Origin of the sequence: Citrobacter freundii complex sp. 2024EL-00216 (assembly GCF_043945515.1) — a bacterium.
Taxonomy (GTDB): domain Bacteria; phylum Pseudomonadota; class Gammaproteobacteria; order Enterobacterales; family Enterobacteriaceae; genus Citrobacter; species Citrobacter portucalensis.
Genome location: NZ_JBIMRA010000011.1, coordinates 23,221 through 36,372 on the forward strand (window position 1 = coordinate 23,221; position 13,152 = coordinate 36,372).

The 13,152-nt window shown below is 52.5% G+C and carries 9 protein-coding genes and 3 tRNA genes; 6 read left to right on the forward strand and 6 right to left on the reverse strand.

Annotated elements, in window-relative coordinates; all coding sequences use genetic code 11:
• Positions 1 to 9: 9 nt before the first annotated feature.
• The 3 genes from frdC to frdA are packed head-to-tail and all read right to left on the reverse strand — an operon-like array spanning position 10 to position 2,933.
• Complete coding sequence (frdC, locus tag ACHHZ7_RS15380; RefSeq protein ID WP_003025537.1) at positions 10 to 405, reverse strand: fumarate reductase subunit FrdC; 396 nt, start codon at positions 403 to 405, stop codon at positions 10 to 12.
• Positions 406 to 415: 10 nt separating this feature from the next.
• A complete protein-coding gene (gene frdB / locus ACHHZ7_RS15385) occupies positions 416 to 1,150 on the reverse strand; it encodes a fumarate reductase iron-sulfur protein (protein ID WP_003025540.1) in 735 nt (244 codons plus the stop codon).
• Positions 1,143 to 2,933 (reverse strand): fumarate reductase (quinol) flavoprotein subunit, encoded by a 1,791-nt coding sequence (gene frdA, locus ACHHZ7_RS15390; RefSeq protein ID WP_003830519.1) that lies wholly within the window; start codon positions 2,931 to 2,933, stop codon positions 1,143 to 1,145. The genes frdB and frdA overlap by 8 nt, the downstream gene beginning before the upstream one ends.
• A 324-nt stretch (positions 2,934 to 3,257) precedes the next feature.
• On the opposite strand from frdA, the gene epmA reads away from it, so the two are divergent.
• Both epmA and yjeM read left to right on the forward strand, forming a co-directional pair.
• Entirely contained in the window at positions 3,258 to 4,235 is a 978-nt protein-coding gene (epmA, locus tag ACHHZ7_RS15395; RefSeq protein ID WP_003830517.1) for an elongation factor P--(R)-beta-lysine ligase, read from the forward strand.
• A gap of 214 nt (positions 4,236 to 4,449) precedes the next feature.
• Complete coding sequence (gene yjeM, locus ACHHZ7_RS15400) at positions 4,450 to 5,952, forward strand: glutamate/gamma-aminobutyrate family transporter YjeM (RefSeq protein ID WP_008785995.1); 1,503 nt, start codon at positions 4,450 to 4,452, stop codon at positions 5,950 to 5,952.
• Positions 5,953 to 6,133: 181 nt separating this feature from the next.
• On the opposite strand, the gene mscM is transcribed toward yjeM, so the two are convergent.
• The 3 genes from mscM to rsgA form a co-directional block, all read right to left on the reverse strand.
• Positions 6,134 to 9,448, reverse strand: a complete 3,315-nt coding sequence (gene mscM, locus ACHHZ7_RS15405; protein WP_008785996.1) for a miniconductance mechanosensitive channel MscM — start codon at positions 9,446 to 9,448, stop codon at positions 6,134 to 6,136.
• Between the two features lie 17 nt (positions 9,449 to 9,465).
• Entirely contained in the window at positions 9,466 to 10,434 is a 969-nt protein-coding gene (asd, locus tag ACHHZ7_RS15410; RefSeq protein ID WP_060682853.1) for an archaetidylserine decarboxylase, read from the reverse strand.
• 92 nt (positions 10,435 to 10,526) lie between these two features.
• Complete coding sequence (rsgA, locus tag ACHHZ7_RS15415; RefSeq protein WP_170974257.1) at positions 10,527 to 11,579, reverse strand: small ribosomal subunit biogenesis GTPase RsgA; 1,053 nt, start codon at positions 11,577 to 11,579, stop codon at positions 10,527 to 10,529.
• A gap of 105 nt (positions 11,580 to 11,684) precedes the next feature.
• Between rsgA and orn the strand changes: the two genes are divergently transcribed.
• From orn to ACHHZ7_RS15435, 4 genes are all read left to right on the forward strand, one after another.
• Positions 11,685 to 12,230 (forward strand): oligoribonuclease, encoded by a 546-nt coding sequence (orn, locus tag ACHHZ7_RS15420; RefSeq protein ID WP_020996267.1) that lies wholly within the window; start codon positions 11,685 to 11,687, stop codon positions 12,228 to 12,230.
• Between the two features lie 196 nt (positions 12,231 to 12,426).
• A tRNA-Gly gene (locus ACHHZ7_RS15425) sits at positions 12,427 to 12,502 on the forward strand.
• 156 nt (positions 12,503 to 12,658) lie between these two features.
• Positions 12,659 to 12,734: transfer RNA gene (locus ACHHZ7_RS15430), tRNA-Gly, on the forward strand.
• Positions 12,735 to 12,891: 157 nt separating this feature from the next.
• Positions 12,892 to 12,967 (forward strand) — tRNA-Gly (locus tag ACHHZ7_RS15435).
• Positions 12,968 to 13,152: the final 185 nt, after the last annotated feature.

Genomic DNA, 13,152 nt, shown 5'->3' on the forward strand with positions numbered 1-13,152 from the left:
CCGGACTCCTTACCAGAACAGGGCAACAAACAGTATGACTACTGTCGCAACCACAGTAACTGCCCAGAGACCTTTGATGATCGGCTCTGGCCCCATTTTTTCGTCTTTAACGATGATGTTGGCTGCTTTTGGCGCCAGCTCAAACCAGGTTTTGGTATGCAGCAGCGCTGCTGCCAGGGCGATAATGTTAAGGATTACCACCACCGGGTTTTGCAAAAAGGCGACAAAGCCCATCCAGGACTCTGCACCATGCTTGAGTGCAAACAGGCCGATAATCAGTTCAATGCTGAACCAGACTGCCGGAACTGCCGTGCCTTCACGCAGCATGTAAAAACGATAAAATGGCAGCTTTTTCCACCAGGTGGACGTCATTGGCCGCACATAGGCTTTACGTTTAGTCGTCATCGTGCACTCCTTAGCGTGGTTTCAGGGTAGCGATAAGAAAGTCTTTTGAACTTTCAACTTTACCCTGCTGAATGGCCGCAGCCGGATCGACGTGTTTCGGGCAGACTTCGGAGCAGTAGCCCACGAAAGTACAGGTCCAGACGCCGTTCGGGCTGTTCAACTGAGCCATACGCTCCTTCTTACCGTGGTCGCGGCTATCTTCGTTGTAACGATGCGCCAGCGTAATCGCAGCCGGTCCAATGAACTCAGGGTTCAGGCCGAACTGCGGACACGCGGCATAGCACAGACCACAGTTGATGCAACCGGAGAACTGATGATACTTCGCCATCTGCGCCGGAGTCTGGGTGTTTGGACCCTGATCCGGTGTACGCGGGTTACCGATAATGTACGGTTTGATCGCTTCCAGGCTTTCGATAAAGTGCGTCATGTCGACGACCAGATCGCGCTCAATCGGGAAGTTGCCCAGCGCTTCAACCTTCATGCCGTTGGTGTAATCACGCAGGAAGGTTTTGCATGCCAGTTTCGGTACATTGTTGACCATCATGCCGCAGGAGCCGCAGATCGCCATACGGCAGGACCAGCGGTAGCTCAGGTCCGGTGCCAGGTTATCCTTGATGTAACCCAGCGCATCCAGCAGTGACGTGGTTTCATCATAAGGAACTTCGTAGAAAGCACTGTGCGGCGCGGTATCGGTTTCCGGGTTATAGCGCACCACCTCAACTTTCAGGTTTTTCATCTCAGCCATTCGCCTTCTCCTTCTTATCGGCTGCTTCCGCTTCGCCACCGTAAACACGTTTAGCCGGTGGCAGAGTGGTGATTTTCACGTCGCTATATTCCAGGCGAGTCGTGCCGTCAGCATCGCGGAAGGCGAGGGTGTGTTTGAGGAAGTTCACATCGTCACGCTCGGTGCAGCCTTCATCCAGACGCTGGTGCGCGCCGCGGGATTCTTTACGCGCCAGAGCAGAGTGCGCCATACATTCAGCAACGTTCAGACCGTGACCCAGTTCGATGGTATACAGCAGGTCGGTGTTGAAGACGCTGGAGGTATCAGTGATACGTACGCGCTTGAAGCGTTCCTGCAGTTCCGCCAGCTTATCAACGGTTTTCTGCATGAGTTCCGGCGTACGGTAGATACCGCAACCTTCTTCCATGGACAGGCCCATTTCGTCACGGATCTTAGACCAGTTTTCGTTACCTTCCTGGTTAACCAGATCTTTCAGACGTTTTTCAACGCCAGCAACCTGTGCATCAAGAGCGGCACTGTTTGCAGCGCCAGCCGTTGCAGCGCGTTCTGCTGCCTGCTCACCGGCCATACGACCGAAGACCACCAGTTCTGCCAGGGAGTTAGAGCCCAGACGGTTAGCGCCATGCAGACCAACAGAGGAACATTCGCCGACAGCGAACAGACCTTTAATGCGGGTTTCACAGTGCTGATCGGTTTCGATACCGCCCATGGTGTAGTGCGCGGTCGGACGTACCGGGATCGGTTCTTTAACCGGATCGACACCCACGTAAGCTTTCGCCAGTTCGCAGATGAACGGTAAACGTTCGAGCAGTTTTTTCTCGCCGAGGTGACGCAGGTCGAGGTGAACCACATCGCCACGCGGAGTGGAAATGGTGTTGCCTTTGCGCCATTCGTGCCAGAACGCCTGAGAAACTTTGTCGCGCGGACCGAGTTCCATGTATTTGTTTTTTGGCTCGCCCAGCGGGGTTTCCGGACCCATGCCGTAGTCTTGCAGATAACGGTAGCCGTTTTTGTTGACCAGAATACCGCCTTCACCACGGCAGCCTTCAGTCATCAGGATACCGGAGCCTGGCAGACCTGTTGGGTGATACTGAACGAATTCCATATCACGCAGCGGAACGCCGTGGCTCAGCGCCATGCCCATACCGTCGCCGGTTACGATGCCGCCGTTGGTGTTGTAACGGTAAACACGACCTGCGCCGCCCGTTGCCATAACAACAGCGTTAGCACGGATTTGCACCAGCGTGCCTTCCATCATGTTCATGGCAACCAGGCCGCGAGCATGACCGTCGTCAACCAGGATATCCAGAACGAAGTGTTCGTCAAAGCGCTGAATCTGCGGGAACTGCAAAGATGTTTGGAACAGCGTATGCAGCATGTGGAAGCCGGTCTTATCCGCGGCAAACCAGGTACGCTCGATTTTCATGCCGCCGAAGCGACGTACGTTGACGCTACCGTCTTCACGACGGCTCCATGGGCAGCCCCATTGTTCCAGTTGCGTCATTTCAGTTGGGCAGTGGTGGACAAAGTAATCCACGACATCCTGCTCACACAGCCAGTCTCCGCCTGCTACCGTATCGTGAAAATGGTAGTCAAAGCTGTCATGATCCTGCGCGACAGCAGCAGAGCCGCCTTCGGCAGCAACGGTATGGCTGCGCATTGGGTACACTTTTGAGATCAGTGCGATTTTAGCGTTGGGATTTGCTTGTGCGGCAGCAATTGCAGCACGTAATCCCGCGCCACCGGCGCCTATAATGGCAAGATCGGCTTGAAAGGTTTGCACGACATTCCTCCAGATTGTTGTTATTTCATCCCTGCCTGAAATCAGATGCTTCATCGGCTTCAAACAGGTTATGAACGCGTTTCCACTGCTCCTTTATAGGTACAATAGTATAGTCTTAGGGATGTGCGGGAAATTTGACGTGTTCGATTTTTTTAGCGTGTCATAGGGGGGAATTATCATTGAATTTGATTAATTTAATTACTAAACCACCCTAAGTCGCTTTTTTTATCCAATTGCCAGTGATGATTAGTGCTGCCTGAAATTTGTCTCGTTAGCGCGATACGAGTAGACTTCGTGCCCTTGTCATAAATCGGAGAAACAACCATGAGCGAAACGGCAACCTGGCAGCCGAGCGCGTCCATCCCCAATCTGTTGAAACGTGCAGCAATTATAGCGGAGATTCGCCGCTTTTTTGCCGATCGTGGCGTGCTTGAGGTTGAGACCCCTTGTATGAGTCAGGCAACGGTAACGGACATCCACCTGTTCCCGTTCGAAACGCGTTTCGTTGGCCCTGGACACTCCCAGGGAATGAATCTCTATTTAATGACCAGCCCTGAATACCATATGAAGCGCCTGCTGGTGGCAGGATGCGGCCCGGTGTATCAACTGTGCCGCAGCTTCCGTAATGAAGAGATGGGGCGCCATCATAACCCTGAATTCACCATGCTTGAGTGGTATCGTCCGCACTACGATATGTATCGCCTGATGAATGAAGTGGATGATTTGCTCCAGCAGGTGCTGGACTGCTCACCTGCGGAAAGCCTTTCTTACCAGCAGGCCTTCCAGCGCCATCTGGAGATTGACCCGCTGTCTGCGGATAAAACCCAACTGCGGGAAGTGGCGGCGAAATTGGATCTCAGCAATATCGCTGATACCGAAGAAGACCGGGATACCTTACTGCAACTGCTGTTTACGATGGGTGTTGAACCGCATATTGGTAAAGACAAGCCGACGTTTGTGTATCATTTCCCGGCCAGCCAGGCATCACTGGCGCAAATCAGTACCGAAGATCACCGCGTGGCTGAACGTTTCGAGGTTTATTACAAAGGTATTGAGCTGGCGAATGGTTTCCATGAATTGACCGACGCGCGCGAACAGCAGCAGCGGTTTGAACAGGATAACCGCAAACGTGCCGCACGAGGCTTACCACAGCAACCTATCGATACCAACCTGCTGGAAGCGCTGAAAGTCGGCATGCCGGATTGCTCAGGCGTGGCGCTGGGCGTTGACCGTCTGGTGATGCTGGCGCTGGGCGCAGAGAGCCTGGCCGAGGTAATCGCATTTACAGTCGATCGCGCATAACTTACTCTTCTGCAATACAAAGTGGTGGCTTAATCGCCACTTTGTAGCATATTTTTTCATTTCCCCTCTAATAGCCACAATTTACACCTGGATATTTGATATCGTTTAGGTATCAATTCTGTGTTGTTTTTTTTATCGCTGAACTCTGCAAAGAGAGCAGTGCCAACCGGTGAGCGGCGTTTGTTAAACGCTTGCCAGAGTAAGGGATGGTTTAATGACCCAAACAATAAAAAAGATGAGCCTGATAGGTCTCATTCTCATGATATTTACGTCAGTTTTCGGTTTTGCTAATAGCCCCTCCGCGTTCTATTTAATGGGGTATAGTGCAATACCGTGGTATATATTTTCTGCATTATTATTCTTTATTCCATTTGCTTTAATGATGGCGGAAATGGGTTCTGCCTATCGGAAAGAAGAGGGGGGAATCTATTCGTGGATGAATAATAGCGTTGGACCACGCTATGCGTTTATCGGCACGTTTATGTGGTTTTCTTCTTATGTGATATGGATGGTTAGTACTGCGGCGAAAGTCTGGGTACCTTTTTCAACCTTCTTGTTTGGCGCAGACATGACGCAGCACTGGCGTATTGCAGGGCTTGAGCCTACGCAGGTTGTCGGACTGCTCGCAGTCGGTTGGATGATCCTGGTGACCTGCGTGGCATCCCGGGGTATTAATAAGATTGCGCGTATTACGGCTGTAGGTGGAATTGCCGTAATGTGTCTTAATTTAGTTCTGTTGTTAGTGAGTGTCGCTATTTTGTTATTAACTGGTGGCCACTTTGCACAGGATATTAATTTCATCTCTTCGCCTAATCCCGGATATCAGTCTGGACTGGCAATGTTGTCATTTGTTGTGTTTGCCATTTTTGCTTACGGCGGAATTGAAGCTGTGGGGGGACTGGTTGATAAAACAGAAAAACCAGAAAAGAACTTTGCAAAAGGCATTGTCTTTGCCGCTATTGTCATTTCTGTTGGTTATTCACTGGCCATCTTTTTATGGGGCGTTAGCACTAACTGGCAGCAGGTATTAAGTAATAGCTCAGTTAACCTCGGGAATATTACCTATATCCTGATGAAAAGCCTCGGAATGACGTTGGGTAATGCGCTACATCTTTCCCCTGATGCCGCAATGGTGATGGGCGTATGGTTTGCACGTATTACCGGGCTTTCCATGTTCCTTGCCTATACCGGCGCTTTTTTCACCCTCAGCTACTCACCGCTGAAAGCGATTATTCAGGGCACGCCGAAGGCGTTGTGGCCCGCGCCGATGACCAAACTTAATGCCGTAGGGATGCCGACGACGGCAATGTGGTTACAGTGCCTGCTGGTGAGCCTGTTTATCCTGTTGGTTTCATTTGGTGGCGATACGGCTTCGGCGTTCTATAACAAACTGACGCTAATGGCGAATGTCTCGATGACGCTGCCGTATCTGTTCCTGGCGCTGGCGTTCCCGTTCTTTAAATCCCGTCCGGGTCTGGAAAGGCCGTTTGTTGTCTTTAAAACCCGAGCGGCGACGCTGCTGGCAACGGGAGTGGTCGTGCTGGTGGTGACGTTTGCTAACGTGTTCACCATCATCCAGCCGGTAATTGAAGCCGGAGACTGGAACAGCGCACTGTGGATGACCGGCGGTCCGATCTTCTTCTCACTGCTGGCGATGGCGATTTATCAGAACTACAGCCGTCGCACGACCAACGAGCCTGAGTGGGCGGTGGAATAAAGGCCATCTGGCGTTTATTGCCTGTTGCCGATCCGGACGCATATTAAGCCCGAAAATGTCTGTGGTCGGCGATGAAATGCCCGATGGCGCAAGCTTATCGGGCCTACAGGTTAATTGCAGACCCGTAGGCCGGATTAGACCCAACGGGTCGCCATCCGGCATTTCTTGCCTGCATTGTGCGTTACAAACTCCCTGCCGGGCGACTGCCTCTTCCTGCAGAACTTAATGTTCTCCCTGTTTGCTTACCGCCGAGGCTCTCCAGACGCATCTGGAACGGAGGGAACGGCATATCAATACCGTGCTCGCGGAAGCCTGCCAGAATCAGTTGATGGATTTCATGGCGCAGCGGCATGCGATGTCCCATCTCTGCGGCATAAATACGCAGTTCGAAGATTTGAATCCCCTGCTGCAGGTCAACCAGGAAGACTTCAGGTGCCGGATTATCGATAACCAGCGAACAGCGCTGCGCGGCAGTCAGCAGGATCTGCGTAACCTCCTCGCTATTCGCCTCAGACGGTGCCGGGATGGTTAACACCACACGGGTAACGGAATCGGATAACGACCAGTTGATAAACTGTTCAGTGATAAAGGCTTTGTTGGGCACGATGATCTCTTTGCGGTCCCAGTCGCTGATAGTGGTGGCGCGGGTATTAATTTTCGTCACGCTACCGGTAAGATCGCGAATCGTCACCGTGTCGCCAATGCGGATTGGTTTTTCAAACAGGATAATCAGGCCGGAAATAAAGTTGGCGAAGATCTCCTGCAAACCAAAGCCCAGACCGACACCGAGAGCCGCCACCAGCCATTGCAGTTTGGACCATTCAATACCGATCATCGAGAAACCAACCAGACCGCCAATCAGCATCAGCAAATACTTGGTAATGGTGGTGATGGCATAACCGGTGCCGGGGGTTAAATCCAGATGTTGCAGTAGTGCCAGCTCCAGCAGTGCGGGTAGGTTGCGCACTAACTGGGTGGTGATGATGAATACCAGAATCGCGATAAGCACCGCGCCCAGCGTTATCGGTTCTAAGCTTTCCACGCCCTGAACCGTGGAGGTGACATCCCACAACGAGATGTTTTCCAGGAAGCCGAAAGCGGAATGAATTTCTGACCACAGTACAATGACCGAGAGCAGGGCGATAAGCATCAGGATAGAACGTACCAGGCGCAGCGATTGCGCGCTGATAGCATCCAGATCCACTTCGCTTTCATCAACGTCAATCGCGCCTTCAAGGCTGGTGGAATGCGGTGGTTCTTCTTCGCCCCGCGCGCGCTGCGCCAGCATTTCAGCGCGTCGATGCTTGGCGCGGTCAAACGCCAGGCGGCGACGCTGAATCAGCATCCAACGGCGGATAACGTGATACACCACCAGTAATAAGAACCAAATCGCTACAGACGTTTCCAGACGTGCCAGCAGGGCTTGTGACGTGGCGAGGTAGCCTACTGCCGCGGCGAGAATGGCAATCAGCGGCGCACCCATCAGCATATTCCACAGCATGCTGTTGACCATGTTATCGCTGTTGCCCTCTTTATCGAGGTACAGCGGTATCCCGGCGCGTTTCAGGCTCAGGGTTACGACCGCCAGCGCACCGCAAATCAGAATAAAGCACAGACGTCCCAGTGAGGCGGAGAATTCCCGGTCATTGAGGTTATCAAACATAATCACCGCCATGATCAGCGGGACAATCAGCCCAATGCTCATCAGGTAATAGTGCATAGCTTTCGCGACGCGGTTCCGCGGCCAGCCAAAGTGGGCAATGAACAGACCGTTGGGGCGTGCAAAGGTGGCGCAGATCATTACCGCCCACAGCATGGGCACCGTGGCGGTAACGCCATCGCCGATCGCGACAGCCAACGGATAAGGCCAGGCTTCCTGCAATCCGTAACCGAGCGTTGCCCACAACACTGGCAATGGTGAAGCGACGAGTATTGACCAGAATACCGTGCGTATTGTCAGCCAGAAGTGGTCCTGGGTGACTTTCCCGACCCGCGCGGACGAGCGTTCAAGGAAACGGGTGAAGTGCTTGCGCGAAGAGAGGCTAAAGCCAACTAACACCAACGCCGCGAACAGCGGTAGCAGCGTTTCTTTGCTGGTCAGCATCATGATGCTGGCTTTGCCCAACTGATTAAACGTATCTAATGAGATCAGACGCCGCAGATCCTGAACGATGTCGACAGGCCAGGAGAGCGAGATAGGGCTAACGTCTGACGTCCAGAACAGGTAGCGGTGTGTCGCTTCATTGACCTCTTTTAGCGCATCTTCCAGTTGGCTGTTGGAAACTTTGAGCTTGGTCAGCTCAAGGATCAGCGTATCGCCGCCCTGTAACAATGAGTTCAGCAACTCACGCTGGGTGCGTAGCTGGGCGTTGAGGATGCTGCTCTGTTCAGCGGTCAGCGGTTGTCCATCGGCCTGATGAATTTGACGCAGCTGCGGCTGTTTGTTGAGGAGATCCTCATAGCGCATGCGGTGTACGCGAAGCTGCGCCATTTCGGTATCCAACTGCTGAGGTTTAGGCATTTCCGGCAGACGGGATACCTGCGCTCGCAGCGCTTCTCCCAGCATATTTGAAACCCCAAGCCACTGAGACTGCTCTCGCAGCGTATTCAATGCCTGACGCACCTGCAGCGTTTGGCTGGCGGCCTGACGCTGCTGCGAAGCGACCAGATCCATACGCTGTGCTTGCTGGTTTAAGGCCTGAGACAGCTCGCGGTTTACCTTGAACTGGTCGACAATACCCTCCGGCAGTCCCGCGCTGTTTTCCGCCAGCAGTTCGGTGCTTTCCAGCGCTCGCTCAGCTTCACGCTGACGTTGACTGTTAAGCTGGTTGCGCAAAGCCTGCAGGTAAGCGTCGAGTTGTTGACTCTGTTTTTCCGCCAGTTCGGAGCGCATACGCGCCAGTTCCTGACGGTTATTGGCGGAAAGCTGCGCCAGCTCCAGTTCATCGACCTGGGCTTTAAGTTTGGCGGATTCAGCCTGCATCGCCTGATTCTGTGCGGAATTACCGTTGGCGGTACCAATGCGTCGCTCAAGCTCATTGAGCTGGCGGCGGGCATCGGTTTGCTGTTGAGGAAGCTGGCTTAACGAGTCGGCGATTTCCCGGGCGCGATCCTGCTCCTGTTGGGCCTGACGACTCTTTTCCAGCAGTTGGCTGCTAACCTGGAGGATCTCCTGGTTTAACGCATCGGTAGTGAGTCCGGTTGGCACATTGCGCGGTTCATCACGCAGGTTACTAAGCTGCGCGCGTAACGTTGCGGACAGCTTGGGGAAGTTATCAATAACCTGCTGATATTGCTGGGCACGCTCGAGAGAGCCTTTACGCTCCTCAAGGGCATTCAGCGCGGACTGGAGCGCCTCAACGGTTTCTGGCTGAGCGGGTTTTGCCGCTTTTGCCTGCTCCAGTTCCTGGGTGAGTTGTTTGGCATCGGGGGCCGTCGCAGCGTACGCCCCCAGGCTGAGGCACCAGGCCATCAGAAAAGTGATAATCAGGCGCACAGCAGCGATTCCTATGTTTAACTTTCGTCTTTTTTGTCGTCAACCAGCGGGCTGGCATCGTGTTCTGCTTCGATCTCTTCTTTCGCCAGCGGGGCCGGTTCTGCCTCTGGCATCACGAAAGTCTCGGTCGAGATGGCCATTGGCTGGCCGATTTTAGTCACGGAAAGATCCTGCAACTGCTCAACCAGGTTAACTTTGCCAGGTGCGAACAGGTTGATGACGGTGGAACCGAGCTTAAAGCGGCCCATTTCCTGACCTTTCAGCAGCGCCACCGACCCTTCGCTTTCGCCTTCCGGCCAGGTCCAGCGCTTGATGACGCCTTCACGCGGTGGAGTAATGGTGCCAGCCCATGCGGTTTCAATACTGCCGACGATGGTCGCGCCGACCAGAATCTGCACCATCGGGCCAAATTCGGTATCAAACAGACAGATTACACGTTCGTTGCGGGCAAACAGGTTCGGTACGTTTTGCGCAGTCAGGATGTTTACAGAGAAGAGATCGCCCGGCACATACATCATTTCACGCAGGATACCGTTACACGGCATGTGTACACGGTGGTAATCGCGTGGAGACAAGTAAGTGGTCACAAACGTACCGTTGCGGAATTTGTCCGCCATCTGATAGTTGCCAGCCAGCAGCGCTTCAAGGGTATAGCTGTGCCCTTTAGCCTGCAGCAGTTTGTCTTCCTCGATGTTGCCTAACTGGTTAATCACACCGTCAGCGGGCATGACCAGTACGTTTGGATCGGTATTAATCGGGCGAGCATCATCGCGCAGCGGGCGAACAAAGAAGTCGTTGAAGGTGCGATAGCTGGCGGTGTCCGGCTTTTGCGCCTCTTTCATATCGACCTTGTAATATTTCACGAACAGATCGATAACCAGTTTGGTCAGCCATCCCGCTCGTTTGCTCGCACCCCAACCCGCCAGGCGAGTGAGCCATAGTTTCGGCAGAATGTATTGTAGCGAAAGCTTAAATGAGTTTAACAAGGTAGCCTCCAGGCCATAATTTGTTCCCGATCCGGCATACGGGCCGGATCCTGAAAAAAGGGGGACGATTCTAGCGATGCTTAGCTTAGTTGTCAGTTGTCTGTATCAGAAAAGTTTTTACGCGTTTTTACCTGCGCCATGCTTTCCAGGATGCGGTGATAATTTTCAAACCGGGTTTCGGCTATGGCCCCTTTTTCTACAGCCTCACGGATAGCGCAGCCTGGATCGGTATCATGCTTGCAGTCGCGGTATTTGCAATGGCCCAGGTAGTCATGAAATTCGACAAAGCCATGCGTGATTTGTTCCGGCTCCAGATGCCACAGTCCAAACTCACGTACGCCAGGGGAGTCGATAACGTCGCCGCCGTGCGGGAAGTGATACAGGCGAGAGGCCGTGGTGGTGTGCTGTCCAAGGCCGGAGTTGTCAGAGACATCATTGGTCAGGATCTCTTCCTGCAGGCCGAGGAGATTATTGAGCAGGCTGGATTTACCTACGCCCGATTGACCGGCAAAAATGCTGATGCGATCGGTTAATGCTTCTTCAAGCGGTTTCAGGCCGTCTTTTGTGCGGCTTGATACCATCAACACCCGATAGCCAATGTTGCGATAGATATCCATCTGTTCGTTAACGAAGGCCATGCCTTCATCATCCAGCAGATCGATCTTATTCAGCACGATAATCGGTTCAACGTGTAGCGTTTCGCAGGCTACCAGATACCGGTCGATAATATTGAGTGACAGCTCGGGTAAGATGGCTGAGACAATAACGATCTGGTCGATGTTGGCGGCAATAGGCTTTACCCCGTCGTAAAAGTCGGGGCGTGTCAGTACTGAAGTACGATCGTGTACCGCTTCAACGATACCTTTGACATTCACGCCTTCAGCTGCCGCTTTACCCGGGCGCCAGACTACGCGATCGCCAGTAACCAGCGAGCGAATTGTACGGCGGATGTTGCAACGGTGAATTTCACCGTCAGCAGACTCTACGTCGGCATGCATGCCAAAACGGCTGATAACGATGCCTTCAGCGGTTTCGCCAAACAGGTTGTCGTCGTAGTCGGGCTTCTCCGTGGACGTTTTAAGACGACGCTGGTGATTGGCGTTCACACGGCGCTGTTGGCCTTTGGAGAGTTTATTCTTACTCAATCGGACTGGCTCCTGGTCGCCCATGATGGGCAAAACATTTATGATACACACAATTTTAGATCAATGTAGTCACACTGAATGTGACGCTGAAGGGTGGAAAATAGCATGAGTGCCAATGAAAACAACCTGATTTGGATCGATCTGGAGATGACAGGTCTGGATCCCGAGCGCGATCGCATTATTGAGATCGCCACGCTGGTGACGGATGCCAACCTGAATATTCTGGCTGAAGGACCGACAATTGCAGTGCACCAGTCCGACGAACAGCTGGCATTAATGGATGACTGGAACGTACGTACGCATACCGGTAGCGGGCTGGTGGAGCGCGTGAAGGCGAGCACCATGGGCGATCGTGAAGCTGAACTGGCCACGCTGGCTTTTTTGAAAGAGTGGGTTCCGGAAGGGAAATCACCTATCTGCGGCAACAGCATCGGGCAGGATCGTCGTTTCCTGTTTAAATATATGCCGGAGCTGGAGGCGTATTTCCATTATCGCTATCTGGACGTCAGTACGCTCAAAGAACTGGCGCGTCGTTGGAAGCCGGAAATCCTTGCGGGCTTCACCAAGCAGGGAACACATCAGGCGATGGACGACATTCGTGAATCTGTTGCTGAGCTTGCTTACTATCGCGAACATTTTATTAATCTTTGATTTTGTTCTCCGGTGGCTTGCGCCACCGGTTTTTTGACGCTAAATTGTTCAGCTTGATTGCAAATTAATCACTTGAACGAATTTTCAAAAAAAACGCTTTCAGGGGGGTTGCAGCTAAACGGATTTCTCGTATAATGCGCCTCCCGTAACGACGCAGAAATGCGAATTACGACAGCAACAAAAGCAGTACAGATTTGCGGGAATAGCTCAGTTGGTAGAGCACGACCTTGCCAAGGTCGGGGTCGCGAGTTCGAGTCTCGTTTCCCGCTCCAAAATTTGAAAATGCTTGTAAAGCACAGACCACCAATCGCAGGATTTCGAATTGCGACAAGGCGACAACTGAATGAGTCCTTAGGAGCTTACTAAAGTAAGTGACTCAGGCGAATGAAGGCAGCCAACGCAGTAACGGTTCGAAAGACGAAGATTATGCGGGAATAGCTCAGTTGGTAGAGCACGACCTTGCCAAGGTCGGGGTCGCGAGTTCGAGTCTCGTTTCCCGCTCCAAAATTTGAAAGTGCTTGTTAAGCACAGACCACCAAATCGCAGGATTTCGAATTGCGACAAGGCGGCAACTGAATGAGTCCTTAGGAGCTTACTGAAGTAAGTGACTCAGGCGAATGAAGGCAGCCAACGCAGTAGTGGTTCGAAAGACGAAGATTAAGCGGGAATAGCTCAGTTGGTAGAGCACGACCTTGCCAAGGTCGGGGTCGCGAGTTCGAGTCTCGTTTCCCGCTCCAAATTCTTACCCCAATAAAAATATCCACAACGAATAATCGCGTTGGGGACGTTTTGTTTCGTCATTGACATACTCTTGTAAACAGACTTATCCACAGGTTCGGGTATTATTCCTGGAATGCAAAAAACTTCGCCGGGTGAATAGTATCATTTTAACTATCTGAAATTATTAATTTAATTATCATTT

What these genes read in the sequence shown, in the direction of transcription:
- frdC (WP_003025537.1), bottom strand. Translation starts at nt 405, where the DNA reads ATGACGACTAAACGTAAAGCCTATGTGCGGCCAATGACGTCCACCTGG.
- frdB (WP_003025540.1), bottom strand. Translation starts at nt 1,150, where the DNA reads ATGGCTGAGATGAAAAACCTGAAAGTTGAGGTGGTGCGCTATAACCCG.
- epmA (WP_003830517.1), top strand. Translation starts at nt 3,258, where the DNA reads ATGAGCGAAACGGCAACCTGGCAGCCGAGCGCGTCCATCCCCAATCTG.
- yjeM (WP_008785995.1), top strand. Translation starts at nt 4,450, where the DNA reads ATGACCCAAACAATAAAAAAGATGAGCCTGATAGGTCTCATTCTCATG.
- orn (WP_020996267.1), top strand. Translation starts at nt 11,685, where the DNA reads ATGAGTGCCAATGAAAACAACCTGATTTGGATCGATCTGGAGATGACA.